Origin of the sequence: Thalassomonas actiniarum (assembly GCF_000948975.2) — a bacterium.
GTDB classification, from domain to species: domain Bacteria; phylum Pseudomonadota; class Gammaproteobacteria; order Enterobacterales; family Alteromonadaceae; genus Thalassomonas; species Thalassomonas actiniarum.
Window position 1 is genome coordinate 5,534,667 of the sequence record NZ_CP059735.1, and the last position, 26,985, is coordinate 5,561,651.

20 protein-coding genes are annotated in these 26,985 nt (G+C 47.2%); 7 read left to right on the plus strand and 13 right to left on the minus strand.

The window, feature by feature from the left end:
• Positions 1–3 precede the first annotated feature (3 nt).
• Positions 4–1,446, minus strand: a complete 1,443-nt coding sequence (locus SG35_RS24070; RefSeq protein WP_044831332.1) for an aminotransferase-like domain-containing protein — start codon at positions 1,444–1,446, stop codon at positions 4–6.
• 149 nt (positions 1,447–1,595) lie between these two features.
• Here SG35_RS24070 and SG35_RS24075 point away from each other — a divergent pair, with 149 nt between their 5' ends.
• Positions 1,596–1,754, plus strand: coding sequence for a hypothetical protein (locus SG35_RS24075; RefSeq protein WP_160298237.1), 159 nt, complete (start codon positions 1,596–1,598; stop codon positions 1,752–1,754).
• Between the two features lie 15 nt (positions 1,755–1,769).
• Complete coding sequence (locus SG35_RS24080) at positions 1,770–2,735, plus strand: DMT family transporter (protein ID WP_044831333.1); 966 nt, start codon at positions 1,770–1,772, stop codon at positions 2,733–2,735.
• Positions 2,736–2,869: 134 nt separating this feature from the next.
• Here the strand turns inward: SG35_RS24080 and SG35_RS24085 are convergent, their stop codons facing one another.
• Positions 2,870–5,284: a zinc-dependent metalloprotease gene (locus SG35_RS24085; protein ID WP_044831334.1), complete on the minus strand. Its 2,415-nt coding sequence runs from the start codon at positions 5,282–5,284 to the stop codon at positions 2,870–2,872.
• 153 nt (positions 5,285–5,437) lie between these two features.
• On the opposite strand from SG35_RS24085, the gene SG35_RS24090 reads away from it, so the two are divergent.
• The 3 genes from SG35_RS24090 (at position 5,438) to SG35_RS24100 (ending at position 8,540) form a co-directional block, all read left to right on the plus strand.
• Positions 5,438–6,406: a class 1 fructose-bisphosphatase gene (locus SG35_RS24090; protein WP_044831335.1), complete on the plus strand. Its 969-nt coding sequence runs from the start codon at positions 5,438–5,440 to the stop codon at positions 6,404–6,406.
• A 184-nt stretch (positions 6,407–6,590) separates the two neighbouring features.
• Positions 6,591–7,511, plus strand: coding sequence for a manganese-dependent inorganic pyrophosphatase (locus SG35_RS24095; protein WP_044831336.1), 921 nt, complete (start codon positions 6,591–6,593; stop codon positions 7,509–7,511).
• 393 nt (positions 7,512–7,904) lie between these two features.
• Positions 7,905–8,540, plus strand: coding sequence for a PEP-CTERM sorting domain-containing protein (locus SG35_RS24100; protein ID WP_044831337.1), 636 nt, complete (start codon positions 7,905–7,907; stop codon positions 8,538–8,540).
• A 131-nt stretch (positions 8,541–8,671) separates the two neighbouring features.
• Here the strand turns inward: SG35_RS24100 and fadA are convergent, their stop codons facing one another.
• The 6 genes from fadA to ppa form a co-directional block, all read right to left on the minus strand.
• Positions 8,672–9,835, minus strand: coding sequence for an acetyl-CoA C-acyltransferase FadA (gene fadA / locus SG35_RS24105; RefSeq protein ID WP_044831338.1), 1,164 nt, complete (start codon positions 9,833–9,835; stop codon positions 8,672–8,674).
• Positions 9,836–9,850: 15 nt separating this feature from the next.
• Positions 9,851–12,019 carry a fatty acid oxidation complex subunit alpha FadB gene (gene fadB, locus SG35_RS24110; RefSeq protein WP_044831339.1) on the minus strand — a complete coding sequence of 723 codons (2,169 nt, stop codon included), beginning with the start codon at positions 12,017–12,019 and terminating at the stop codon, positions 9,851–9,853.
• A gap of 492 nt (positions 12,020–12,511) precedes the next feature.
• The gene (locus tag SG35_RS24115) at positions 12,512–12,691 is read right to left on the minus strand and encodes a hypothetical protein (protein ID WP_044831340.1); all 180 of its coding nucleotides are present in this window, start codon (positions 12,689–12,691) and stop codon (positions 12,512–12,514) included.
• Positions 12,692–12,887: 196 nt separating this feature from the next.
• Positions 12,888–13,814: a histone deacetylase family protein gene (locus SG35_RS24120; protein ID WP_201777757.1), complete on the minus strand. Its 927-nt coding sequence runs from the start codon at positions 13,812–13,814 to the stop codon at positions 12,888–12,890.
• 190 nt (positions 13,815–14,004) lie between these two features.
• Positions 14,005–14,232 carry a cold shock domain-containing protein gene (locus SG35_RS24125; protein WP_044831341.1) on the minus strand — a complete coding sequence of 76 codons (228 nt, stop codon included), beginning with the start codon at positions 14,230–14,232 and terminating at the stop codon, positions 14,005–14,007.
• 529 nt (positions 14,233–14,761) lie between these two features.
• Positions 14,762–15,301 carry an inorganic diphosphatase gene (gene ppa / locus SG35_RS24130; protein WP_044831342.1) on the minus strand — a complete coding sequence of 180 codons (540 nt, stop codon included), beginning with the start codon at positions 15,299–15,301 and terminating at the stop codon, positions 14,762–14,764.
• Between the two features lie 174 nt (positions 15,302–15,475).
• On the opposite strand from ppa, the gene SG35_RS24135 reads away from it, so the two are divergent.
• Entirely contained in the window at positions 15,476–16,666 is a 1,191-nt protein-coding gene (locus SG35_RS24135; RefSeq protein ID WP_044831343.1) for an MFS transporter, read from the plus strand.
• A gap of 85 nt (positions 16,667–16,751) precedes the next feature.
• On the opposite strand, the gene SG35_RS24140 is transcribed toward SG35_RS24135, so the two are convergent.
• On the minus strand, positions 16,752–18,977 hold the full coding sequence (locus tag SG35_RS24140) for a bifunctional diguanylate cyclase/phosphodiesterase (protein ID WP_044831344.1): 2,226 nt from the start codon (positions 18,975–18,977) through the stop codon (positions 16,752–16,754).
• Positions 18,978–19,333: 356 nt separating this feature from the next.
• Between SG35_RS24140 and SG35_RS24145 the strand changes: the two genes are divergently transcribed.
• Positions 19,334–20,239 (plus strand): TIGR03899 family protein, encoded by a 906-nt coding sequence (locus tag SG35_RS24145; protein ID WP_084692540.1) that lies wholly within the window; start codon positions 19,334–19,336, stop codon positions 20,237–20,239.
• Positions 20,240–20,309: 70 nt separating this feature from the next.
• Here the strand turns inward: SG35_RS24145 and SG35_RS24150 are convergent, their stop codons facing one another.
• From SG35_RS24150 to SG35_RS24165, 4 genes are all read right to left on the minus strand, one after another.
• On the minus strand, positions 20,310–21,050 hold the full coding sequence (locus SG35_RS24150; protein ID WP_044831345.1) for a phosphoadenylyl-sulfate reductase: 741 nt from the start codon (positions 21,048–21,050) through the stop codon (positions 20,310–20,312).
• Positions 21,043–22,767: an assimilatory sulfite reductase (NADPH) hemoprotein subunit gene (cysI, locus tag SG35_RS24155; RefSeq protein ID WP_044831346.1), complete on the minus strand. Its 1,725-nt coding sequence runs from the start codon at positions 22,765–22,767 to the stop codon at positions 21,043–21,045. Before cysI ends, SG35_RS24150 begins: the two co-directional genes overlap by 8 nt.
• Positions 22,767–24,578 carry an assimilatory sulfite reductase (NADPH) flavoprotein subunit gene (locus SG35_RS24160; RefSeq protein ID WP_053042835.1) on the minus strand — a complete coding sequence of 604 codons (1,812 nt, stop codon included), beginning with the start codon at positions 24,576–24,578 and terminating at the stop codon, positions 22,767–22,769. Before SG35_RS24160 ends, cysI begins: the two co-directional genes overlap by 1 nt.
• 465 nt (positions 24,579–25,043) lie before the next feature.
• A complete protein-coding gene (locus SG35_RS24165; RefSeq protein ID WP_044831348.1) occupies positions 25,044–26,939 on the minus strand; it encodes a beta-ketoacyl synthase in 1,896 nt (631 codons plus the stop codon).
• Positions 26,940–26,985: the final 46 nt, after the last annotated feature.

The window sequence follows — 26,985 nt, forward strand, 5'->3', positions numbered from 1 at the left end:
GTTTTACTTGGCCGAATCGTGTATCAGCTCCCCTAAAACCGTTATTGCCTGTTCGATGCGCTCACACCACTGCACCCCGTAACTGATACGCATATAATTATGGTATTTACCCGAAGGGGAGAAGATGCTGCCGGGGGCAAAGCTTACCCCCCGGGCGATAGCCTGGCGGAAAAAATCTTCGGTATTGACATAAGAGCGGCATCTGACCCAAAGCACACTGCCCCCCTGGGGCTTGGAGATACAGATATCATTGGGAAAATGGGCGGCAATCAGGGCCCGCATACGCTCACAGTTATAACTGAGTTTTTTCCTGAGTACGGTTAAATGGCGGTCGTATTCGCCGCTCATCAGGTACTCGTTTAATGTCCATTGCTGCAACATAGGGGTCGAGCAGGATTGCGCCCGCTTGATCCTTTTTGCCCGCTCGGCAAACTTGCCCGGCACCAGCCAGCCGATGCGATAACCCGGAGCCGCGGTTTTCGAAAAGGAAGAGCAAGTGATCACCAGGCCTTTTTCCGAATATAGTTGCGCCGGTTTCGGCCTTTGTTCGCCAAAATAAAGTTCGCTGTAGACATCATCTTCGATCAGGGGGATATCCTGCTGCTCCAGCAAAGTCACTATCGCCTGGCGGCGCTCATCCGGCATAAAAGAGCCCAAAGGATTATTGATGGCGGTAGAAAACAAACAGGCCTTGACCGGATGCTGCTTGATCACCCTGGCCAGTTCATCGGGACAAATGCCCTGTTCGGTGCAGGTGTATACCTCCAGTGCCTTCATACCTAAGCTTTCGATCAGCTCGATCATGCCAAAAAAACAGGGAGACTCTATCGCGATAACATCGCCTTTTTCGGCAACACACTGCAAGGCTATGGCCAGGGCTTCCTGGGCGCCGTTGGTGATGACAATATCTTCATGATTAACATCCGCACCAAGATCCTGATAACGAAAGCCCAGCTGCATCCGCAACTTGGGATCGCCGTTAATCGGGCCATAACTGACGGCTTTTTCCGCCACTTTACTGATCACCGCACGCATTAACCTCGCCAGGGCTTTATCCGGCGGATGGCTGTTCACCGGGTTGGAAATGCCCAGCGCCACGGTGTCGGGTAAGTGAATGGCTTCATGCACCTGCTCAATCAGGCTGCGGCATTCTATTTCCACCGGATCGCAACAGGCCCATTTAGCCCGCATCGGCATCAACTTACGCGCCTGTTGTGCCTGCAGATAATAACCGGACTGGGGTCTGGCACAGATGCTGCCCTGGCGCTCCAGTTCAACATAAGCCTGTTTCACCGTGGGCACACTGATCTCCAGCTGGCTGCTGAGTTTTCGCAGGCTTGGCAATTTGTCTCCAGGACGTAATATCCCTGATTCTTGCTGCTTTTCGATAAAATCGATCACTTGCTGGTATAAAAATTCTGATGAGGATCTGTTCAGTAAACGCATAACTGTATAGGTTACATTTTCAATTTTCTGTATATGTTATTAAAACAAAAGCCAGGTAAACTGTCTATCCATTGCCGCCACCTTGGCTGAAAATTGCTTAATCCGGGCCAAATGTCAGGCTCGCCCCGCTAAACCTGAAACAGGAGATCATGATGAATATTGTTACCGCTATCAAAAAAACCGCCGCACTTGCGTTTGAACTGATCACTAAAACCGCCCTGTTTAATGGTCTCGCCGCTCAGGAAACCCAGTCCCTGCAAATTTCTGCCAAACCAGAGCAGAATGCCTGCTGCTCTCCCTGTTGCTAGAAAAAGGTGATGAAAATGAATAATACGCTGTTATATGTATTAACTGTGCTGATCTGGGGTTCCACCTGGATCGCCATCAACTACCAGTTAGGGGAAGTTGCCCCGGAAACCTCCCTGGTCTACCGCTTCGGTCTGGCAGCGCTGGTACTGTTTTTATTTTGCCGGATGAAAAATTTACCTTTGGCTTTTACCCTGCGCCAGCATGCCCAGCTGATAGCCTTTGGCGTTTGCCTGTTTGGCGTCAACTATTACTTTTTATACCTGGCCCAGCAGCATATCAACTCGGCACTGACCTGCATCGGCTTTTCCACCATGATGATCGTCAATATCCTCAACGCCAGGTTGTGGTATAAAACCAAAATCACCAAACAGGTCTATTATGGCGCCGCCCTCGGCCTGTTCGGCATTATCACCCTGTTCTGGCCACAGATTAATGACATCGATATCGGTGCCAATACCTTACTGGGTTTATCCCTGTGCCTGATAGGTACAGTGTTCGCATCCAGCGGTAATATGCTATCGATTAAAAACCAGCAAATGAAGTTGCCTGTGATGCAAAGCAATGCCTGGGGTATGGCCTATGGCACTGCGTTTATGGCGGTGCTGGCCTTAGTGCGCGGGGTTGAATTTAACTTTTCCCTGACTTTGCCTTATGTCGGTTCACTGCTTTATTTGTCCATTTTTGGCTCGGTGATCGCCTTTGGCTGTTACCTGACCTTGCTTGGCCGTATCGGCGCCCACAAGGCCTCCTATGCCACCGTGATGTTTCCCGCGGTTGCCGTTGTGATCTCAACTTTTGTTGAAGGCTTTGTCTGGGATCTGACCACAGTTATAGGCTTTGTCTGCATAATGCTGGGAAATCTCGTGGTATTGTCGCCTGCAAAACAAGGCGCTAAAAATCAAGCTGATAGTACAAGCCATCAACAGCACATATCACAAGAGGAAGTAGCAAAAGAAGAAATGACACCGGCTAAAGCTTAGCCTGCTAAGGGGAAGTTTTACTCAAGTTTTAGCTACATCTGTTTCGTTCTATAATTATTTTAGTGCTCGCTGCACCACGGCATGGGATTTCCTTCCCCCCATGCCGTTTTTTTATTATTTACAATCGCAACGGGCTAGTTTCCTATCGGTGAGCCCGGCGCCATTTTTATCTCGGAAGGCATGACCACTTGCTTGCCTTTAGTTAAACCAAAATCAATTTGTTGTGCTAATAACTGGTAATGGGCGACAAGCGGTTTATCCATCCCGCCTTTCACCTTGGCACTGAGCCAGCCTTGCAACTTCACCAGGGCGGCATAGATATCAGCACGTACTTCCGGTACCAGTTCTTTTTTCAGCCAAAGCAGCAGCAGTTGATCGACCACCTGCTGGTTCACCCTTTGCTGCACCAGGTTGGCCAAACCGGGTTTTGCCTGTGCGCCTAAGGTACTGGCCACCAGCTGTTTCACTACGGTGCTTACCCCGGGGATATTATTATCCAGTGCCGCTTGCTGTTGCAGCCTGGCCAGGCGTTCGGCATTTAACAGCAAACCTATGCTATGTTTGGCGCTGGCCTCGGCGGCGCTGACCGCATCAAAAGTTAATCCGGTATTGGCGCTAAAACTTTCCCGGTTTCTTTTATAGCCGTAGGCCTTGGGGGGGATCAGCGTCAAAATATCTTTCGGCAAAGTTAAAAAGTCGCTGCTGAGGGTGGATAACAGCGCCGTTAATGCTGCCTGTTGCTGCTTACCGCTGATATTAGCGACCCCTTTTATGGTGTCATCATCCCGGGTTTCATAGAAATAATCGACACCGGCAATAAGTTTTACCACGGCTTCGAGCTGATATCTGTGATAGTTATAAATTGGCACCAGGACCTGCTCCAGTTCGGAAAGCGGGCGGTCGTAGGCCAGGGTATTAATGCCAAAATCTGCCAGGGCTTTTTTCCTGACCTTGACTACCTGTTCAAAACCGCTGACGGCATCTTTACCGTTGTCCCATAAATGACCGTCAAGCTGGCCGCCGGAAGCCGGTCGGGCATCGGGATCTGAGCTGTATTTCAGCCCGCGGTTTTGCACTTGCTTAATCAGCTGCTGCCGCTGCCTGGTCGTTTGATCGCCATAACCATAGGCAATAACATATTTATCCCATTCGCCGATATCGGTGGCATAGGCCTGGCTTAAATCGACTTTGCCCCCTTTAAGCTTGATATCCGGATGCGGGTAATCCATCACCGAGGCCCGGTTATTGCTGCTTGCGGCAAAGTTATGGGCGATACCGAGTGTATGGCCAACTTCATGGGCGGACAGCTGACGGATACGGGCCAGCGCCATTTCTTTCATTTTAGTAGTATCGGCATTACGGCTTTTATAGGGAGAAGTTAACCCGGTAGCGATCAAATAATCCTGCCTGACCCTAAGCGAGCCCAAAGTCACGTGCCCTTTAAGGATCTCACCGGTGCGGGGGTCGATAACGCTTGAGCCATAAGACCAGCCGCGGGTCGCCCTGTGCACCCACTGGATCACGTTGTAACGTACATCCATAGGGTCGGCGTCTTCGGGTAAGATTTTTATCTGAAAGGCATTTTTATAACCTAAAGCGCTAAAGGCCTGATCCCACCATAAAGCGCCGTCAATTAACGCCGAACGTACCGGCTCAGGTACCCCGGGATCCAGGTAATAAATAATAGGCTCGACCGCTTCACTGACTTTAGCGTTTGGTTTTTTCTTCTTCAGGCGGTGGCGGGGGATAACCCGTTTGAGCAAAGGTTCGTCTATGGCACTGGCATAATCGGCATATTCGATGGACCAATAGCCGCTGTAAGGGTGGAACTCCCGGCTCTGATAATCCGCGTCCGGCAATTGGATCAACGAGTGGTGCATATGCACGCTGACAATATTGGCATCCGGGGTCACCGACCTCAGATAATCACCGGCTTTGCTGCCCTTAAAGGTGACTATGGCTTCAAACTCGGTATTTTCGGGAAAGGCCTTGCTGCGCTTTTGATATAAACCGCTGCGGCTGGCATCGATTTTAAAGCTGCCCTGCTTGCTTTGATCCAGGCTGGTTGCCAGGTCATGGATATCTGATAATAAAAACGGCGTGTAATCAATGAAAACACTGTTTTGCTGTTTTTGATCATCAAGCTTCACCAATTCAAAACCCCAGAGAATAGAGGTGGCAAAAGCTTCATCCACCGCTTGTCTTTCCAGGGCATTGTCAGAGTCGGCGCGGTAGTAGGTATTTAGCTGGCGCAAAAACACCTTGTTGCCGGAGCGCTCAAAGCGCACCAGCCGGGTATCGCCAAGCTGACCGCGGTCCAGGCCGATATCGTTGGAACCTATGCCGTGGGGCAGGCTGCTTTGAAATAAGAACTCCTGATTGAAATCCTTTATTTCCAGGTAAACCTTGCCCTGGCTTTGGTCATGGTAAAACGAATAAAACCCCGGGTGATAGCTTTTATCCTTGATAAAGTCGCTAAAGTTAGTCCCGGCATAGGCAGAGTGGATACTGCATAAAAACAGCAGTACTAAAGGTCGGAAAAAATTCATCAATTGTCCTTATTATTTGCTGAAAAACAGCACACTATTGTTATAATTGGCGAAATAGATACGTTATTAATTTTCACAAGTTAACGTATTATACATAATTCACTGACATCGTCAGAATATACAATATACACTTTAAGGCAATTAGGTAACCCTATGCAACGACTAGCGCCCGCTTTACGTCAAGATAATGTTCCGTTAGATCTTATTTCCCTGATCAAAACCATCCTCGCCGCCACCAAAGAAATTTCATTTCGGGTGAGCCAGGCCCATTTAGGAGGCCTGATGGGATCAACTTTGGATGAAAACATTCAGGGTGAGGTACAAAAACAGCTGGACGTGGTCGCCAACCAGCTGATCAAAGATGTCTTACTCGAATCCGGTTTTGTTAAAGCCATTTCTTCCGAGGAAGAAGATACTTCGGTGCCCGGCGATGAAAACGGTCACTTTATTGTCTCTTTCGACCCGCTCGACGGCAGCTCCAATATCGACATCAACTCCTTAATCGGCACGATTTTCTCTATCCATGAAGCCCCGAAAGACTTGGCCGCCGATGATCCGGATATGTTCAAGCAAGCGGGCAACAAGCAGGTATGTGCCGGTTATGTGCTTTACGGCCCGTCAACCATGCTGGTAATGACCACAGGCAGCGGCACCCACTTTTATGTGCTTGACCGCACCCACGGCGGCTATTTGCTGGTTGAACGCAATGTACAAATCCCACAAGAAACCCAGGAATTTGCTATCAATATGTCAAACCAGAGATTCTGGCAGGCGCCGATGCAGGATTATATTGCCGACCTGCTTAAAGGTGATCAGGGCCCGCGGGGTAAAAACTTTAATATGCGCTGGATTGCCGCTATGGTCGGCGATGTCCACCGGGTATTAACCCGCGGCGGTATTTTTACTTATCCTGCCGATAACCGTAACGCCGAAAAACCTTACAAGCTACGCCTGATGTACGAAGCCAACCCGATGAGCTTTTTGATCGAACAGGCCGGCGGTTTAAGCATGACCAGCGAAGGCCGTATCATGGATATCGAGCCGAGCAGCATACACCAGCGGGTTGAAGTGATTTTAGGCTCGAAAAAAGAAGTGGAAGCCTGCCTGGGCTATTACAAATAGCGATAGCGAAACATTTCCGTTATTTCGCCCGGAGTTAGCTGACGGCTGATATCCGGGCATATTCTCTACTCTCTCCCCTCAGTTCACCGTTGCAGATAAAATAACCAACTTTATTTCATCCCTACTATGGCATGGCAGTTATTTTTTGCTAGAATGTGCGCCAATTAAAGGAGAGCTCTGTTTTATGCCAGATTATGTAGTGGGACATAAGATCCCTGATTCTGATTCAATTTGTTCTGCGATAGCTTTATCGTACCTGCAAACCACTTTAGGTAAAGAAACCGTGCCGGCACGTTTAGGCGAGCTGTCACCTGAAACTAACTTTATCCTGGATAAATTTGGTTTTGAAGCCCCTATGCTGAAAACCAGCTATGCCGGAGAAAGCCTGTACATTGTTGATCACTCCGATCGCGTTCAGGGCCCGGACGATATCGATGACGCCACCATTTTAGGTATTATCGACCACCACAAGCTTGGCGATATCACCACCTCTGCCCCGTTAGAGTGCTGGATCCGCCCGGTAGGCTGTACCAATACCATCATCAAGATGATGTATGATTTTCACGGTGTAGAAATCCCGAAAAACATCGCCGGCGCCATGATGTGTGCGATTTTAAGCGATACCGTGATTTTTAAATCACCGACCTGCACCACCGCCGACATCAAATGTGTTGAAGCCCTGGCTGAAATCGCCGGTATCGAAGATTACAAAGCGCTTGGCATGGAAATGTTTAAAGTAAAATCTGCCGTTGACGGTACCCCGGTACGCGACCTGGTATTACGCGACTTTAAAGATTTCAATATGAACGGCAACCTGGTAGGCATAGGCCAGCTGGAAGTTATCGACCTGAGTGTTTTTGACGACATGAAAGCCGAGCTTGAAGCGGATATCGCGGCATTAAAAGCCGAAGGCGAGCGCCACAGCGTGATCTTATTGCTGACCGACATCATGAAAGAAGGCTCAGAGCTGCTGGTTGTCAGCGATGATGAGACATTAACCGAACGTGCTTACGGCAAAGCCACGGTAGACGGCAAAGTCTGGATTGACGGCTTCTTAAGCCGCAAAAAGCAGGTGGTGCCCCCCCTGCAGGAATCTTTTGCTTAATCAAGTCCCTGGTTAAGAAATAACTTAACAAAACCTGTTTAATGCATTTGCCCGGCCTAGAGCCGGGCTTTTTGTTTGCATAAATTACTTTCCTGTTATTTACAACTAACTCGCCAGCTCAATAGCACTCATAGACATAAGGTTTTCCTTAATAGTCAACTCACACTAGAAACACAAAGTTAACACATCTCTTTTTTAGCTTATTTTTCAACCAGTTAAATCTAAAAAACTGACAACTCTCTTTACAAGATATAAACAATGCAAAAAAGAGCTAACTTAACCAATTGATAGAAAAGATAAAAAAAATCTTGGTGTGCATATTGCAAAACTTAAATTAAGTGACTGTTTTATTTAAACAACCAAGATATTTATCAAAACTTAAAAGGAATAAACGTGAAATTTAAATTTTTAAATGCTGTTTTCGCGGTAATCATTTTGTCTGCTACTATCTTCAGCGGTAGTGCAAGTGCCGGGCTCATTACACTAGGGCCATTATCAGCCAACGAAGACGGCTCCGGCTTTATCACTGACTCTCTTAACAATCGGGAATGGACAAGGTGGAATCAAACCCTAAATCTAACATTGGCAGAATTACAGGCAGAACTAACCCCGGGAGGACGTTATGAGGGTTGGAGTTTAGCTGGCATTGAAGATATGTACTTATTAGAAAATGCATTATTAAAAAGTGCGACATGTACTTGGATGACGTCTTGCCGCATGGATAAAAATGACCTACTTGCACTGTTCGGTAAAGAAAGTCCAACCAGTAGCAGCACCGTAAACAGCATATTTTTCTTAAGTGACAATGATGTTGGCACAGAAGTTGGAATCATGTGGTGGAATTATGATAGCTACATAAAACTAGGTGATGAATGGGCCTCGATAGCGGATGCTGATTCTTTTTACTTTAGAAGGAAAGTGGGTTTTCAGTTATACCGTGAATTAAATATCGTACCTGAACCTTCTACGCTGGCTATTTTATCATTATCGCTCTTAGGCCTAACAGCTCGTCGATTCAAGAAACACTAAAAGCACTATCTCAGATAAACTCCCTCATAACCCTGCTCCAGTTCATCCTGAACACGCAAGATAAATACTTCCCTGTATAAAAAAGCCCGGCATTGCCGGGCTTTTTGAAAGCATTTTATAACGAGTAAATATTAAACTCGCTCAAACACGGTAGCAATACCCTGACCTAAACCGATACACATAGTGGCTAAGCCGATATTGACATCCTGGCCTTCCATCAGGTTAATCAGGGTGCCCGAAATACGGGAGCCGGAACAACCTAACGGGTGACCAAGTGCGATGGCGCCGCCGTTTAAGTTGATCATATCATCCATCTTGCTTTCCAGATCAAGCGCTCTGACACAAGATAAGGCCTGGGCAGCGAAAGCTTCGTTAAACTCGGCCAGTTCAATATCATCAATAGTCAAACCGGCACGTTTCAAGGCTTTTTTCGTTGCAGGGACCGGACCGTAACCCATAGTAGACGGATCGCAACCCGCTACGCCCATACCGCGGATTTTAACACGGGCAGTCAGGCCTAGCTCTTTTGCTTTATCCGCCGACATCACCAACATGGCAGATGCGCCGTCAGACAAAGCTGATGAAGTACCCGCAGTCACGGTACCGTTGACCGGGTCAAAAACCGGACGCAGACCGGATAAGGTATCTACCGTGGTTTCCGGACGGATCACTTCATCATGCTCAACCATTACCAAAGCACCGGTTTCGTCATGACCTAGGGTCGGTACAATTTCATTGTCCCAACGACCGGCCAGGGTCGCTTCATGGGCGCGCTGGTGAGAGCGGGCACCAAAGGCATCCTGCATTTCACGGCTGATGCCATGCTGGCGACCAAGCAATTCGGCGGTTAAGCCCATATTGCCGGAAGCGCGGGAAATATACTTGCTCAGTGCCGGATCAAAATCGACATCATACATCATAGGCACGTGACCCATGTGCTCGACACCACCGATCAGGAAGACATCGCCCTGTCCGGACATAATGCTGGTGCTGGCATCGTGCAACGCCTGCATCGAAGAACCACATAAACGGTTCACGGTTACACCGCCGATGCTTTTCGGCAGGCCTGCCAGTAAAGAAGCATTACGGGCAATATTAAAACCCTGCTCTTTGGTTTGCTTAACACAGCCCCAGATCACGTCTTCAATCTCGGCGGGATCCAGTGCCGGGTTGCGTTTTAGAATTTGCTCCATCAGATGTGCAGATAAGGCTTCTGCACGCATGTTACGAAATACACCGGCCTTGGAACGTCCCATAGGAGTCCGTATGCAATCGACAATTACGACTTCTTTCATCATATTCTCCTGGGATTAAGCTTTTTTAACGTCAGTGGAAAAGTAAGATTGACCTGATTTGGCCATTTCACGCAGGCCATCGGTTACCTGATAAATTTCACCTAAATGGGCATATTTATCCGCCATGGCAATAAAATTATCCAAACCAAGCGTTTCCAGGTAACGGATAGGACCGCCCCTGAACGGAGGGAAACCTAAACCGTATAATAAGCCCATATCGGCTTCGGCGGCGCTGGCAACCACACCTTCTTCCAAACAGCGAACCACTTCGTTCACTAATGGGATCATCAAGCGGGCAATAATTTCATCGGCGGCAAAGTCTTTTTTATCGCTGCAGCTTGCAGCCAGTAATTCAAAAGCAGTCTCGGCCGGTACTTTGGTCGGCTTACCGCGCTTGTCGGTGCCATAGTCATAGAAACCTTTACCGTTCTTCTGACCATATCTTTCATTGCTGTATAAGGTGCTGACCGGATCATTTTCCAGTTTCGCCATACGGGTCGGGAAGCCGGCAGACATGACACCGGTACAGTGATCGGCAGTATCGATACCAACAACATCAAGCAGATAAGCGGGACCCATAGGCCAGCCAAATTGCTTCTCCATGACTTTATCAACCGCAGTAAAATCAGCGCCTTCAAGTACCAAGTGGCTGAAACCGGCAAAATACGGGAATAATACCCGGTTAACATAGAAACCAGGACAATCATTCACTACGATAGGTGATTTACCCATTTTCGCCGCATAGGCAACCACGGCCGCCACGGTTTCATCTGAAGTGTCTTTACCGCGGATAACTTCAACCAGTGGCATTTTATGCACCGGGTTAAAGAAATGCATGCCGCAGAAGTTTTCCGGACGTTTAAGATCTTTGGCCAGCAAATCAATGGAGATAGTAGAGGTATTAGAAGTAACAATGGCATCATCAGCCACAATATCTTCAACTTCCGCCAGTACCGCTGTTTTCACTTTCGGATTCTCGACTACGGCTTCAACTATCACATCAACGTCTTTAACGCTGTCATAACTTAAGCTAGGTGTGATGTTGTTGAGTACTTTAGCCATTTTCTTGGCATCCATACGGCCACGTTCCACTTGCTTGGTTAAAATACCCGAGGCCGTGGTCAAGCCAAGGTCAAGCGCCTGGTCATTGATATCTTTCATGATGATAGGCGTACCTTTATAGGCCGACTGGTAGGCGATGCCGCCCCCCATAATACCTGCACCTAATACCGCCGCTTTATTCACGGCTTTTTTCGCCTGCTTGCCGGCTTTTTTCGCTTTACCTTTAATGACCTGATCCGCCATAAAGATACCGATTTGCGCCGTGGCCGCTTCGGTTTTCGCCAACTTGGCAAAACCGGCATTTTCCATCGCCATGGCACCGGCGCGATCTAAGCCTGCCGCCGCTTCAATGGTGTTTACGGTAACCATAGGCGCCGGGTAATGCTTACCCGCTTTCGCCGCAATCATGCCTTTACAGGTATTAAAGGTCATCATATGTTCGATTTTGCTTAAGCGCAAAGGCTCAAGTTTTGGTTGACGCTTGGCGCGCCAGTCCAGCTTACCGTCGATGGCAGCTTTAAGCATGTTAAGGGCAGCATCGCGAAGCACTTCCGGCTTAACCACCGCATCTAAAACACCTACCGCTAATGCCTGCTCGGCTTTATGGGCCTTGCCGGTAGACATCCACTCAACGGCATTGTCTGCACCGATCAGGCGAGGTAAACGTACCGTGCCGCCAAAGCCCGGCATCAGACCTAATTTTACTTCAGGCAGCCCTATGCTAACCGTAGTATCTCCAACCCGGTAATCACAGGCTAAAGTCATTTCACAACCGCCGCCCAGGGCAAAGCCGTTGATGGCAGCGATAGTAGGTAATTGAATATCTTCAAACGAATCGAAAACATCAGAAGCAGCTTTGACCCAAGGGACCAGCTGATCTTCCGGTTGTTTAAAGGTTTCTAAAAATTCCGTGATGTCGGCACCGACGATAAATGCCGGCTTACCAGAGGTAACCATAACGCCCTTGGCGTCTGCACAGTTATTAATGGCGTCAACTGCAGCCCTGAAATCTTCAAATGTTGCCTGATCAAATTTATTAACCGATCCCTGCGCATCGTATTTAAGTTCAACGATGCCATCGTCTAATAATTGGGCAGAAAGGCTGTTGCCTTGAAATATCATGCCTATACTCCTTCACCATTCTCTGGTGTCGATTATTGATGATTTACTGATGAATAATTAGTTTAAAATATTAGCTGTCTGAGTGTGCCCTGAAAAAAAGCTGAAAGCAAATACTTTTAAACAAGTGTTTAAATTGAATGTATCAATTTTGATTTGTTCGACGGTAGCATTATATAAATATCCTCCCTGAGAAATGTTGTTAATTTTATTTACCCCTTTGCAGCACAATGAACCTCTTTTAAATCACTGAGATCACAGGTAAGTTGAAAATAATTTATTGAGAGAATTAAAGGGCTAATTGTTTGTCTTTTATGCTTATTCCAAAAGAAACAAATAACCTTCAAGGGTCGTCACCTGATCAAGATAAAAGTTAAACAAATGACTTGAGCTTGAGTAGTGCTAATTTAATTTTATTCCAGCACTAACAAAGCCTATAAAAAGGTAAAAGCGCACAAGGCGCTTTTACTGAGTATTAATAAGGCATAAACCTGGTTAACAAACCCCTGTAGGGCCACACCATTGATTTACGGTAAAACAGGCTTTATAAGTAGGAAGGCAGGTATCCGTCGCATAATCTCCCCCACCGCCAACTCTCGGTGTCATATCTGCCGGCAATACTTTTTTATCTTGCGAAAGTTTTTTTAGATTTGTCTTTTTTAATTTTATTTTCATGACTCTTCCTTAACTGAAAATTGTTTGGCTGTTTTTTGTACAGCATTAAATACTACAGAAAAAAACCAATAAAGAAAGGGTGTAAAGCGATAAATAAACTAGAGATTATCTAGTGTTAGACTAAATGACTCTTATGCCAGGACCCAAAACCGAAAGTCAAAAGCCATTAACAAACCTCTTTGCTCTTAAACCAGAGTTATTCTGTCAAGGCTTTAAGGTGTTGCACCACAGAGCGAGATAGGGCCTGAAGCTGATAGCCGCCTTCAAGCAAAGAGACAACACGCCCACGGGCACTTCCCATGGCAAGGTCTGTGATTAACTGACTGATATATAAAAAATCACCGTCATACAAATGAAGCCCCCCCAGAGGATCTTCATGGTGAGCATCAAAGCCCGCAGAAACAAAAATCATTTCCGGATGGTGTTGACGCACCGCCTGGGTCCAGTCCGGCTCTACCGCCTTGCGAAAATCCGCACCGTCACTCCCGGCGCTTAAGGGGGTCAGACAAATATTAGGACGGACAACATCATCAAAACGCCCCGGATAAAACGGATACTGAAAACTGGAGCACACCAGGACTTCGGGGCGGTCCTGAAATATCTCCACCGTACCGTTACCGTGATGCACGTCAAAGTCTAAAATAGCAACCCGTGACATACCCGATGCCAATGCCCGCTCAGCCGCCAGGGCAACACTGTTAAACAAACAAAAACCCATGGCAATTGCCGACTCGGCATGATGCCCCGGCGGACGCACCGCACAAAAGGCATTTTTGGCCCGCCCCGCAATCACTTCATCTGTGGCATGCAAGGCTGCTCCTACCGCATAAAGCGCAGCGTCCAGGCTATAGGGATTTAACCGGGTATCACCGTCAATATCGGCAAAGCCATGTTGCGGCACAAGCTCCATAAGGGCTTGAATATGATGTTTGGGGTGGATGTTACAGAGGCAATTTAAATCAATTTTCGGGGCATCGGCAAAAGTCAGTTTATCTTGCCAGTCAGTTGCCCGCACCAGCTGGTCAATGGCCTGCAAGCGCAGTGGCGACTCGGGATGTCCTTGCCCCATATCATGACGCTGGCAATTTTTATGACTCAAAAATAAAGTCGTTGGCATCGGCATAATATTCCCTCTTACTCATTCAATCACGAATTACATAACCAAGTGATGTTATAGACGAGAGTTTCCCGATTAAGCAATATATCCATTAACTTTAGCTGCAAAAGCTCTGCCTGCTAAAGTTAATGAATTGTCACCGGCTCATTGCCTGAGCTTTTTAAATTCTGCGGGCAGTGCTTGTGCCCTGTACCCATTAAGCTTGGGGAGGTGCGGGAATAATATTTTTCGCATGGAAGCCCGTTGGAGTTTCTTCGACATTAAAGGTCACGGATTGCCCCGCCTTTAAGGTTAAATATCCGTCCATCTGAATAGATGAATAATGTGCAAAAATATCACCGGCTAAGCTTTCAGTATTAATAAAACCAAATCCTTTAGTATTATTAAACCATTTTACAATGCCTTGAAGATTTTCTACTACCATTTTTAAATTCCTTTTAAATAAACCAACGGCCAACTATAGATAAAACCCCAGGTTTTATCTGCTTGTTCTGCCGTTAACTATTAAGTTAATGCTATTAAAACAAATAAGTTGCTCTTTAATTTTTATTTTTGACAGGATAAAGACTGAAAATGCCGATTAAAAACTGTGTTAAACAGTGCTTTACCGGATGTTTTACAGAAAGAGGAATTGCCGCTAAGGTAACAATGACGGTCGTACTTTGAAGACACTACTAAATTACAACTAAGCCAGTCGATTTCCATTCATCCATGGTCAAATTTAAACCAAGGGAATGGCGGAGCGCATAAAAACATTCCATTTACATTTATTCATTCCCTTTAACAGGCATTTTACTATTAAACCGGGAGCGAAGCCATACTCAAATGACAGGAATTTCAACAAGCACCGGGATTAGATTGCAACAAAGTTTTACCGCATGACGGGAAAGCAGCCCGATTAAGCACCTTGCCTGACCTTTGATGCCTTGCCCGGTGGCAAATAGCCGCTTTTCTCAACTCATCGTGCTGTCTTCAAAGCGTTTCACGCTGGCTAATATTTCTGCCCTGGCGGCAGCGGCATTACCCCAGCCGGAAATTTTAACCCACTTGCCCGGCTCAAGATCTTTATAACGTTCAAAAAAGTGACTGATTTGATTAAGCATCAACGGCGGCAACTCATTCGCCTCAGTAATATTGCTGTATATCGGGGTTAATTTATCCAGCGGTAATGCCAGCACCTTGGCATCTTGTCCGGCTTCATCCGACATATTCAACACACCTACCGGGCGGCAGCGGATCACGGCGCCGGGGATCAAAGGAAAAGGTGTCGGCACCAGCACATCCACCGGGTCGCCGTCCTCTGAAAGCGTATGATTGATATAGCCATAATTGCAGGGATAAAACATGCAGCTTGACATAAAGCGGTCAACAAAAATGGCTCCGGTATCCTTATCCACCTCATATTTTATCGGTGAAGCACAAGCGGGGATCTCAATGATCACATTAATATCTTGCGGAATACTTTTACCTGCCGGTACCTGATTCAAACTCATAGCCCCTCCCGGTTTTACTGAGAAAATAACGGTAACTACTATTACTCTAGTCGTTATTTCAGCAGCAATCGTTAATTTTTTAGCTGAATTTCCCGCCATTAATGCTATAACCGGCGAATTCACGTACAATTGCCCGGCCGATACTCAAGCACAGTCAACAAGGAAACCTTTTCGATGAAACTCACCAGCAGATTTAACCAGCCTGAACATTTACTCCTGGCAATGGCCTTTATTATGCCGCTGGTCTTTTCTGTGTGGATGGTATTGCTCAATAACTTTGTCGTGGAAAAAGCAGCCTTTACCGGTACCGAGATAGGCATATTGCAGAGCTTGCGGGAAATCCCCGGTTTTCTTGCTTTTACCGTGGTCTATGTTCTGCTTTTTATCAAAGAGCAACGCCTGGCCATCGCCGCCCTGGCCCTGACCAGCCTGGGGGTAGCCCTGACAGGTTACTTTCCTTATGCCGCCGGGTTGTATTTCACCACGGTATTGATGTCTGTTGGTTTCCACTATTTTGAAACCGTCAACCAATCCTTGACTTTACAGTGGATCAAAAAAGAGAAAACGGCGCATTTTATGGGGAAAATGTTATCGGCCAAATCCGCCGCCTCGTTAATGGCCTTTAGCGGTGTGTGGCTGCTGATGGAGCATTTCACCTGGTCCTATCAAGCCACCTATTTATTATTCGGTGCGCTGGCGCTTATTTTTACCTGCTTTATCGCCTTGTCTTTTAAACAATTTACACCCCATACCGAGCAAAGCAAAAAACTCGTTTTAAGAAAACGTTACTGGCTGTTCTACGCCTTAACTTTTTTCAGCGGCGCCCGCAGACAGATTTTTGTGGTCTTTGCCGGCTTTTTAATGGTTGAGAAATTTCATTACAGTGTTGCCGAAATCAGCAGCTTATTCCTGATAAACTATGTCTTTAACTGGCTCTTTGCCGCCAAGATAGGAAAACTTATCGGCAAGCTGGGAGAGCGTAAAATACTCAAATTTGAATATATAGGTTTGATTGTCGTTTTTATTGCCTATGGCCTGGTAGACAATGCCACGGTTGCTGCGGTGCTTTATGTGGTCGACCACTTATTTTTCGCCCTGGCCATCGCCATCAAGACCTATTTTCAGAAAATCGCCGCCCCCGAAGACATAGCTTCCACTGCCGGCGTCAGCTTCTCCATTAACCACATTGCCGCTGTCGTTATCCCGGCTTTACTGGGTATGTTATGGGTGGTCAACAGCTCCTGGGTATTCTATATCGGGGCCGGATTTGCCGCTTGCTCTTTACTGTTATCTTTGTTGATCCCCGTGGCGCCTAAATCCGGTATTGAGCTGCGTTACCAGGAAAAGCGGCTGGCAATCAGATAATTCGGCAAACACGGCCACTTAGCCGCTCAACGGCTAAGTGGTGCAATAAGGTTTTATTGATAAAAAAGGAAACAGAAAGAGGGAGTTATTTATTTTTTTGCAGAAAGGCCAAGAAGTCCTGCTCCGGCATAGGCTTGGCATAATAATAGCCCTGCACTTCATGACATCCCTGCTCTTTCAGGTGCGCCTCCTGGGCGAGATCTTCAACCCCTTCGGCAATCACCTTAAGGTTCATTTGCTTGCCTAAATTGATTATCGTGTCGGCAATCAGGGACTGTCCCGGCTGGGTAATATCATTGACAAAAGAGCGATCCACTTTTAAGCGATCAAAAGGCAACTTTTGCAGGTAACTCAAAGAAGAATAACCGGTGCCGAAATCATCCAGGGCAATACTGATCCCCTGCTCTTTCAGCTTTAATAAAGAATCAATCACCACCTGAGGTTCATCCATCAGGATATTTTCAGTAATTTCCAGCTCCAGCTTACTTGCTTGTACTTTATGGGCCTTAGTGGTCTCGATAATATTATCAACGAAATTACTGCGTCTGAACTGGGGAATGGAGACATTAACGGAAATACTGACCTGATCAAAGCCCTGCTCTTCCAGGGTTGTGATTTGCAAACAGGCCTGATTGATAACCCAATCGCCGATTTCTATGATCAAACCGGAATATTCCGCCAGCGGGATAAAGATTTCCGGAGAAATAAAAGCGCCGTCGGCGGTGCGCCAACGCAATAAGGCTTCGGCTCCTATCACCTTTCCCGTTTCCAGGCTCAACTGCGGCTGATACCAAAGTTCCAGACGGTTTTCGGAAAAATCAGTTCTTAGCTGACGTATCATGCCCAAGCGCCACAGGGTTTTGTCTTCCATTTCCTGCATATAGTACATGCAGTGTTGTTCACGGTTTTTCTTGGCCAAATTCAGGGCGATGTTAATTTGGTTTAATACTTTAACTCCCGGCAGGCGGGCATATTCTTTGGTGCAAAAACCAATACAGGCATTGATAGGCAACTTCTGCTCGCCGGCATCAAAAGGCTGGTAGAACAAAGCACTGAGACAGTCGGGATTGATAAATTCGCTCGGCCCTATCACACCGAAAACATCGGCACCGACACGGGCAATCTGACACTCCTCACTTAATCCGGACAGGCGTCTTGCCACCGCCGCCAGCAAGAGGTTGCCGACATCTTGCCCCAAGCCGTCATTGATATCACTGAAATGATTGATATCCACCAGGGCCGCGACCAGATCCTGATTGTCGCTGTTGGAAAACTGATCTAATAAATTAACAAATTCCAGCCGGTTGGGCAGTTCGGTTAACCAGTCTTTATAGGCGGCATTACGTAATTTCTGGAATAAGTGCACATTCTCATAACCAATGGCGATATTGGTAAGAAAAACCTCGATAAGCTGCTGCTGGGTTTCCGTTAACTCATTGGCCAGCTCTAAATAAATAACGGCACGATAACCGCCACTGGCCAAATATAAGCTGACATTTTTATCATCGAAGTTATGCTGCTTTTGCCCGAAACAAGAAGCAACCTGCGAGCTGATCTGCTCATTTTTAAGGGTATCGAGTTTTTGGTTAACAATAACCGCAGAATGCCCCTGCTGACCTAGAATATAAAAACTTAAATCATCGGCGCTGCTGATAATGCCCTGGCCGCGGGCGCAGAACAAGCCACAGACGTCATCGCCCAACAAGCGGTTAAGTTGTTGCAAAACTCCCTGCCCGAACGCCTGTACCGAATGCAGTTCGAGCAAGTCGGCAGCGGCTTCAATAATTTTTTCCAGCCCGATACGGTTTTGGCTGACGGTTGAAATTTGCTGGTAGGAGCGAATAGCCGCATAAACTGTGGTCACCAGTTTTCTGCGGGTCAATTCGGTTTTGGTTTTGTAGTCATTAATATCATAATCTTTAATGACACTTTCTTCCGGGGCATAACCGGGTTGCCCGGTGCGCAAGACTATGCGTATATCTTCGCGGCACAATTCTTCACGGATATGCTTAACAACATTTAAACCGGCATCATCCGTTTCCATAACCACATCGAGCAATACCAGCACAATGTCATCATGTTCTTCAATAAGTTCGCAAGCATCTTTGCCGGAATAGGCATGTAAATATTCGAGGCGGCGCCCCAGTACCACAAGGTCAGATAAGGCTAACTGAGTGACAGAATGTATTTCCGGATCATCATCAACGATCAACACTTTCCAAGCATCACCATTTAGTTCATCGATAATGTCATCTTCGTCGCTATCATCAATAAACAAAAAATCGTCGTTAGTGTTTTCTGTAGCCTGCATACTGTCCTCAAATAACTAGTAAAAACTTCAACTAGTTAAGTCTGCTTCTCGTTGGATTATTATCACTGTAACTTGAAACTATTTTTATATAACATTCTACTACATAATAAAAGTCAGATTCTAAATATTCAACAAATCAATGTAATAAAATACAATCTTTCAATGCTTTGTTCTAAGTATATTAAAAAATGAAAGGTAAACAAGACACTTATATAGGAATTGCCGTTAAATATGATTACACTGGAGCAGGCAAAAATCCCCCGATTTTGTCCGGAATTTGCGATGAATATTTCCTTTATTTACCGCTGTTAATCACATTGACCGCATGAACACAGGTTTGAGTTTAAGGTAGCAAGATGAAGATAACGAAACCCGCAACGAGCACTCCGGCAGTGGTACCGACAAGTAGCACTACACTTGAAGCTACCCCGGCTAAAGTTCCTTCCAAAGAGAGCGGTCATCAGACATCGGTTTCCGGCGCCAGTTCACAAATGCAACTACTCAATCTGGCCAAACAATTTGTTTTAGACGGCGGCCTGGTGTCACCCGACAAGCAAATGCCGCTAGAAGACAGATCCCGCAAACGCGAGCGCCTGCTCAGTTTACGCAAACAACAGAATATGGAAAGCATCATCCAAAAAGCCCTGGCCTACTGCTCTGAAAGTGAAATCACCGACAAGGCGGACCACGACTGGTTTAACCGCTTTATTTCCCTGGCGGAAGATGTCAGCAATAAAACCATGCAGGAGTTATGGGCGAAAATCCTCTCGGGAGAGATTTCCCAGCCCGGAACCTTTTCATTAAAGGCGCTGAAAATATTTCGTAATATGAGTATCAATGACGCCAAGCTGCTGGCCAAGGCCTGCTCGCTGGCGGTTAAAGATCAGGGCAAGAAAAACATCCGCATCATTTCCGGCAGCTACATACAACCCGGCCTGTTTAATTTTTTCGATAAGAACCGCGAGCAAAACCTCAATTTAAGCCACCACGGTTTAAGTTATGCCGACCTGTTGACCTTATCGGACAATAACTTGCTGTTTATTCAGGAAACCGAGTCCAGCTCTCTGGCCAAAGGAGAACAACTGCACTTCCTTTATAATGGCTCGCCGCTGGATTTAGTCGCCAAAGGGGCAAATACCGTGATCCGTTTTTATAAGTTCACACCTGTGGGGTCGGAACTGGCCTCTTTGATCGGCGATAATGCCGAGACTAACTATCTGAATGAATTAAAGCTCAAACTCGGGCATCATTTCCAGCTGTAGCATTCCTTTCTATTATTAACTTTGCGCTAAAAATACCGGTTTCAGCCCCTGACTTAAACAGGCAAAGGGGCTAAATACCGTCACCGTCTGTATGCAGACCACATTCACGCTGCATCCCGGCAAAGCGGGTATCGCTTTCATCCATACCTAAAGTTAACGGCCTGGTGCTATGCACATCCCCCACGGAAACATAGCCTTGATCCCATAAAGGATGATAAGGCAGGCCATGTTTCGTCAGGTACTGGTGAATATCTTTATTACTCCAGTCAATGATCGGGTGTACTTTAAAACGTCCCCTTAAGATACTGACCACAGACAAATTTTTCCTGTGTTCCGTCTGCTGACGGCGCACCCCGGAAAACCAGGTACCGGCATTTAACTCGGACAAACCACGCTCAAGCGGTTCTACCTTGTTAAGACGGTTATATTTTTTCAGCGCATCGCTGCCCTGCTCCCACGCCTTGCCATATTTGGCCAGCTGCCAGGAGGCACTTTCTTTGGCGCTGTAAACCTGCAGGTTTAAGTGAAATCGCTCGGTCAGCTCATCGATGAAACGATAGGTTTCCGGAAACAAATGTCCGGTATCGGTCACCAGCACCGGAATGTCAGGGTCGATTTGCGTCATCATATGCAACATCACTGCCGACTGGATACCAAAACTGGAGGACAGCACGAAATGGCCGGGCAAGTTTTCCATCGCCCACTCCACCCGCTCCATAGGAGACTGCTGTTCCAGCAATTCATTCCACTGGTTTAACCAGGGCTCCGGCAAGGATGCCGGAAACCTGTTATTAATCGCCGCTTTAGTCATGAAAGTCCCTTACGCTGACGATGACTTCGGCCACTACCCCGACACGGATAACAAAATCGCCAAAATCTTCGTTTTCATTGCGTTCACGTCCCCAACGGCCAATCAACTGATCCAGCTCCGCCAATATCGCCTGCTCGTCGAGGTTCTCTTTAAATAACTTAGGAATACGGGTACCGTTTTTATTTCCCCCCAGGTAAACATTATATTTACCCGGCCCTTTACCCACTAAACCGATTTCTGCCAGCATCGCCCGGCCACAGCCGTTAGGGCAACCGACGATACGGAAAATAATATGCTCATCCGTTAATTCATGTTTGGCCAGCAGCCCTTCAACATGGCCTATCATAGTCGGCAGGTAACGTTCGGCTTCCGCCATGGCTAACGGACAAGTCGGCAATGACACACAGGCCATAGAGTTTTCCCGCTGCACGCTATTATTGTCATCAATCAGGCCGTGGGCTCGGGCTATTTCTTCAATTTTTGCCTTATCCTGCTCGGCAACACCGGCAATGATCAGGTTCTGGTTGGCGGTCATGCGAAAATCCCCTTTATGGATTTTTGCAATTTCTGCGACACCTGATTTAAGCGGCTTATCCGGATAATCCAGTAAACGACCGCTTTGGATAAACAGGGTTAAGTGATGTTTATTGTCTATGCCTTCAACCCAACCGATACGATCGCCGCGTCCGGTAAATTCATAAGCACGGCTGTCGCTGAATTTAACGCCGGCTCTTTCTTCGACTTCCGCCTTAAAAACGTCAACGCCGATACGGTCTAAGGTGTACTTGGTTTTGGCATTTTTCCGGTTGACCCGGTTACCGTAATCCCGCTGGGTCGTGACCACAGCTGCGGCTACGTCCAGGGTATTTTCCAGCGACACAAAACCAAAGTCTTCCGCTTTACGCGGGTAAGTGCTTTTATCGCCGTGAGTCATGGCCAGACCGCCGCCGACCAGAACGTTAAAACCAACCAGCTTGCCGTTTTCGGCAATGGCGACGAAGTTGAGATCATTGGCATGGACATCGACATCGTTTTGCGGCGGGATCACTACCGTGGTTTTAAACTTACGGGGTAGATAGTTGCTGCCTAAGATAGGCTCTTCTTCAACCTTGCCGCCCTGCATTTTTTCGCCGTCTAACCAGATTTCCGCATAAGCCTTGGTTTTAGGCAATAAGTGCTCACTGATTTTTTTGGCCCATTCATAGGCTTCCTGGTGCAGTTCAGACTCCACCGGGTTAGAAGTACAAAGCACATTACGGTTCACGTCCCCTGCCGTGGCGATAGAATCTATGCCGTATTCGTTCAGGGTTTGGTGCATCAGCTTAATGTTCGGCTTTAACACCCCGTGAAACTGGAAAGTCTGACGGGTAGTAATACGGATACTGCCGTAACTGGTTTTTTCCTGGGAAAACTTATCGATCGCCAGCCATTGCTTCGGGGTAATAATACCGCCGGGCATACGGGCGCGTAACATCACGTTATGCAAAGGTTCAAGCTTTTGCTTCTGGCGCTCGGCGCGGATATCCCGATCGTCCTGCTGGTACATGCCGTGGAAGCGGATCAACTGGAAGTTATCGGCGGTAAAACCACCTGTCATCTGATCGCCTAAATCCTGGGTAATAGTGCCGCGCAACAGCTCGCTCTGGCCCTTTAAACGTTCGTTGTCCGCCAGCTTGCCGTCAACAACTAGATCCGGATTAATTTCTGTGGTGCTCATTAGTACACATCCTTCTGGTAACGTTTACTTACCCGTAACGTTTTTAAATAATCTTCTGCCTGCTCTGTCGATAAACCACCCTCTTGGGCAATGATCTCAAGCAGCGTATTGTGAACATCTTTGGCCATACGATTGGCATCACCACAGACATACAGATGAGCACCGCGCTCTAACCAGGCAAAAACATCTTTCGCCTGCTCTTTTAACCTGTCCTGAACATAGATTTTCTCTGCCTGGTCCCGGGAGAAAGCGACATTCATCTTAGTCAGCAGGCCGGATTTCAGATAATTCTGCCATTCCACCTGATAGAGGAAGTCCTGGGTAAAGGTTTGATCGCCAAAGAACATCCAGTTATCGCCACCGGCATCCCGGGCTTCGCGCTCTTGCATAAAGGCCCTGAACGGTGCAACACCTGTGCCCGGCCCGATCATGATCACCGGAGTATCATCACTTTCCGGCAAGCGGAAGTTATCATTATGTTCAATAAAAACTTTTACCTTGGCACCTTCTTCAAGACGTTGGGCCAGATAACCGGATGCGCCGCCAAGGCGGGTCTTGCCATCTCGCTCATAGCTCACCAGGCCTACGGTTAAATGAACTTCTTCATCCACTTCTGCCTGGCTCGAAGCAATAGAATACAGACGTGGCGTCATTTTACGTAAAGTGTCAATCAGCTCCTGAGGCGTCACTTTTGCCGGTGCTAATTTCAGGATATCCACCAGCTGATGATTCGCGGCAAATTCTCTTAAGGCATTTTTATCTTCAGCCAAAGCCAATAACTGGGCCGAAGCGGATGTTTTTGCCCAAAAATCAACAAATGACGGTGCCGTCTGGGTAATTTCAAACACAGAAACCAGGGCCTCACGGATAGCAAGTGTTTGCTCGCTATCGTCTTTGATGAAAGTTACCGGCTCATCTCCGGCAAAAGCTAATAGCTGGAGTAATTCATCTACCAGGGCCAGGTCATTTTCAAACCAGACACCCAGGGCATCACCCGGCTGATACTGTAATCCGGACTCGCCCAGGTCAATTTCGATATGACGGACATCTTTTGCCGACTCCCGGCCGGTGATCTTCTGGCTCACCAGAAATTCAGCGGCATAAGGATTTTGCTTGTTATAGCTGCTGACACTGCTGTTTGAAACCGGCAAATTCACCACAGGCGCCAGGGCATCATCAGATGACGTCAGCTCTTCCTTTAAGGTTTCAACAATTTGTGTGCTCCAGGCTTTGGCATCGCTGTCGTAGTCGACATCACAATCAACTCTGGCACTTACCTGGGTTGCCCCTAAGGCTTTAAGGCGTTCATCAAAATCTTTACCCGTCTGGCAGAAGAACTCATAACTGCTGTCCCCTAATGCCAACACACTGTATTTCAGGTTCGGCAGTTTCGGGGCCTTTTTCGAAAACAGGAACTCATGGAATTCAAGGCCGTCATCCGGCGCTTCACCTTCGCCGTTAGTACTGGCAACGATTAACAGGTGTGTTTCCGACTTCAACGACTTCGCTTTATAGTCGGCAACATTTTTTAAATTAACGCTGATACCTGCGGCTTCGGCGCTTTGCGCCAGCTGCTGTGCCACACCTTTGGCATTGCCGGTCTGGGAAACGTATAAAATGGTTAACGTCGATGAAACCGCCGCTTGCGCCGCCGGTAATACCGCCACCGAAGACTGCTCGCTTTTCGCGGCTAAATAACCACTGGCCCAGGCAAGCTGAAGTGGAGAATAACTACCTATGGTTTGTTGAAGAGATGCCAACTGATCCGCATCCAACATGGTTTGACTTAAATTTCGCTGCTTTGGCAACATAACAGATACTTCGCCCATTAAATTTGATAGCGACAGGATAGACAAAGCAAAACGAAATTAAAAAGAATAGAAAATGATTTTTTATTCCAAAAGTGTATATAAAAGTCAGTGAAGTGGAAAAGTGCTTTTTGCTCAGATAACAAACAGGTTTGCGCTTGTAAATTCCGCCTGTTGTTAAGTGAGACGCAAAACCCCCTTCATCCTGAATATCATCACTCTTTCACATCCATGTGATCATGACATACCGTTCATCCTGAACATCACCATTTTTTCACATCCATGTGATCATGGCATACCGTTCATCCTGAACATCACCATTTTTTCACATCCATGTGATCATGGCATACCGTTCATCCTGAACATACTTGCTCCTTTAAATCCTTTTAACCGCAAAATACCGTTCGTCCTGAACATAAAAAAGAGGCCGTAGCCTCTTTTCAAATAACAAAAGTTTAGTTGTTAATCCTAGACCATATCTTCAAACGGGTTCGTTGTCGGTAAAGTAATATCATGCTTAAACCCAGGTACGGATATCGACTGTTCGCTGATCTTGATATCATTCTCATCAATCTGACCCTGACCAAACTTATAGATCAAGCCAAACTGGCCATTGTCAGCATTTTGCTGGTAACGGGCCTGCGCCTGTTCTACCTGCTGCAATTTCTCCTGATAGCCGGCAAAAGCTTCTTTACCGTAACGTTTTTCCATCATCGACAGCGTCACCTTAGGTGAGAAGATGGCCGCCGTGGCATTATTACCGCCAAAACCCTTGGAGTTAATAAAAGCCACATCCATATCCGGGCAAGACCAGTGCTCGGTGGCGATATTTAATCTTTCATCATAAACATCATCCGCCACCTTATCGATAGTCGTCACTCCCGGCATAATATTATGGGCGAAAATTCCCAGCGCCATCGCCAGCTGATCGCCACTGGCAGGGCCTATGGTATGACCGACAAAGGCTTTAGGCGCTGCTACCGGCCAGTTGCTGATATTAAAACTGTCGGCAATGCGATCATAAATCAAGGATTCGGTTACCCGGTTTTGCGGGGTACTGGAACCGTGGGCGAGAATAAAGCTGCGCTGTTCCAGGGCTTCGCCCCCTAAAATGCTTTTTGCCAGCGCCACCGATTTTGCCATGGTAATATAATTACCCGGACCCGGGGCAGTAATGGATTTTTTGAAACCGTCGGCATTAACAAAAACATCGGCTACGGATCCCATGACCTGGGCGCCCATTTCCAGCGCTAGTTGATCATCCATCAATATCGCAAACTGGGCGCCTTCACCTATGGTAAAGCCGCAATTTTCCCCGAACGGACGGCTGGTTCTGCGGTGATCGACATTGTCTGTGCCATCAAGTCTTTTCAGGCCTTCTTCATTGGCCAGGGCGCTCATATTACCAAAACCTTCCACCACTTCAGGGGTCACGGCCGCTTCGGCACTGCCGACAATGGCCACGCGGATCCTGCCCGCCTGCATATCCTGCACGGCGGCGCGCATATTATATAAGAAAGTGGCACAGGCGCCGGAAGCGGTAAAGGTAGTACCGACATTACCGGTAACATAGGCGTTGATGAAATCGGTAGACATGGTATTTAAACCTAATGCCAGGTTTTTCGTCGACACCCTGTCACCGCGTAAGCGGTTGTTCATCATGCCGCCCAGGCCTTCATTTTGTACTTGCCCCATCACGGAAGCCGAGTACACACCGATCTGATCGGCGCCAATCTTTTCCAGGATATCTTCCCAGGCAATCCCGGTGGAATGTATCGCATCACTGGCGCCAAAAATGGTCGCCTGCAAACCTCTGGGCTGATAACGGCTGTTATAGAGGTTTTCCGGCTTAAAGCCGGTAGGAAACTGTCCAGCCGCCTTAATGGGGTTATCGCGCACCGAATGATGTTTAATATCTAAATTATCCGGAATTTCCACCTTCACCCGGCCACCATCAAGCTCAGTTACCTGCCAGCTTGAAGGCAATGGCGTAGGCAAATCACGTTTACGGGTTTCAAAACTAAAACCCTGCTCACTTGGGGTCAGGGTCATTTTCTGGTGCCAGGGGGTCGCATCAGGATCAAAATGGTTGCTTTCTATTTTCCGGATCAGGGTACCGCGGAGGATCTGCTCGCCAAAAACACTTTCAATATCGGCAGGTGCAATCGCCTTACCAGCCTGATCAAAAAGCTCGCCTTCTCGGTAGCTCACCAGATTCATTAATGTCGCCAAGCCGACAAACGTTTCCTGCCGTGCCCGGGCATTGAGTTTATCGATAACGATTCGGCGAAAGCCCTGATGAAACGATGTACGTCCTGCAGCGTTGATGCCGCCCATGCCAACAATAAGAGGTAAAGCCGTCATTAATAAACCTTTTACTTAATTCAATAGTTTTCTCAGATATTATTAG

What these genes read in the sequence shown, in the direction of transcription:
- SG35_RS24120 (WP_201777757.1), bottom strand. Translation starts at nt 13,814, where the DNA reads ATGCCGATGCCAACGACTTTATTTTTGAGTCATAAAAATTGCCAGCGT.
- SG35_RS24080 (WP_044831333.1), top strand. Translation starts at nt 1,770, where the DNA reads ATGAATAATACGCTGTTATATGTATTAACTGTGCTGATCTGGGGTTCC.
- SG35_RS24150 (WP_044831345.1), bottom strand. Translation starts at nt 21,050, where the DNA reads ATGACTAAAGCGGCGATTAATAACAGGTTTCCGGCATCCTTGCCGGAG.
- fadA (WP_044831338.1), bottom strand. Translation starts at nt 9,835, where the DNA reads ATGAAAGAAGTCGTAATTGTCGATTGCATACGGACTCCTATGGGACGT.
- SG35_RS24135 (WP_044831343.1), top strand. Translation starts at nt 15,476, where the DNA reads ATGAAACTCACCAGCAGATTTAACCAGCCTGAACATTTACTCCTGGCA.
- SG35_RS24115 (WP_044831340.1), bottom strand. Translation starts at nt 12,691, where the DNA reads ATGAAAATAAAATTAAAAAAGACAAATCTAAAAAAACTTTCGCAAGAT.
- SG35_RS24095 (WP_044831336.1), top strand. Translation starts at nt 6,591, where the DNA reads ATGCCAGATTATGTAGTGGGACATAAGATCCCTGATTCTGATTCAATT.
- SG35_RS24090 (WP_044831335.1), top strand. Translation starts at nt 5,438, where the DNA reads ATGCAACGACTAGCGCCCGCTTTACGTCAAGATAATGTTCCGTTAGAT.
- SG35_RS24070 (WP_044831332.1), bottom strand. Translation starts at nt 1,446, where the DNA reads ATGCGTTTACTGAACAGATCCTCATCAGAATTTTTATACCAGCAAGTG.
- cysI (WP_044831346.1), bottom strand. Translation starts at nt 22,767, where the DNA reads ATGAGCACCACAGAAATTAATCCGGATCTAGTTGTTGACGGCAAGCTG.
- ppa (WP_044831342.1), bottom strand. Translation starts at nt 15,301, where the DNA reads ATGAGTTTGAATCAGGTACCGGCAGGTAAAAGTATTCCGCAAGATATT.
- SG35_RS24085 (WP_044831334.1), bottom strand. Translation starts at nt 5,284, where the DNA reads ATGAATTTTTTCCGACCTTTAGTACTGCTGTTTTTATGCAGTATCCAC.
- SG35_RS24125 (WP_044831341.1), bottom strand. Translation starts at nt 14,232, where the DNA reads ATGGTAGTAGAAAATCTTCAAGGCATTGTAAAATGGTTTAATAATACT.
- SG35_RS24165 (WP_044831348.1), bottom strand. Translation starts at nt 26,939, where the DNA reads ATGACGGCTTTACCTCTTATTGTTGGCATGGGCGGCATCAACGCTGCA.
- SG35_RS24140 (WP_044831344.1), bottom strand. Translation starts at nt 18,977, where the DNA reads ATGCAGGCTACAGAAAACACTAACGACGATTTTTTGTTTATTGATGAT.
- SG35_RS24160 (WP_053042835.1), bottom strand. Translation starts at nt 24,578, where the DNA reads ATGTTGCCAAAGCAGCGAAATTTAAGTCAAACCATGTTGGATGCGGAT.
- SG35_RS24075 (WP_160298237.1), top strand. Translation starts at nt 1,596, where the DNA reads ATGATGAATATTGTTACCGCTATCAAAAAAACCGCCGCACTTGCGTTT.
- SG35_RS24145 (WP_084692540.1), top strand. Translation starts at nt 19,334, where the DNA reads ATGAAGATAACGAAACCCGCAACGAGCACTCCGGCAGTGGTACCGACA.
- fadB (WP_044831339.1), bottom strand. Translation starts at nt 12,019, where the DNA reads ATGATATTTCAAGGCAACAGCCTTTCTGCCCAATTATTAGACGATGGC.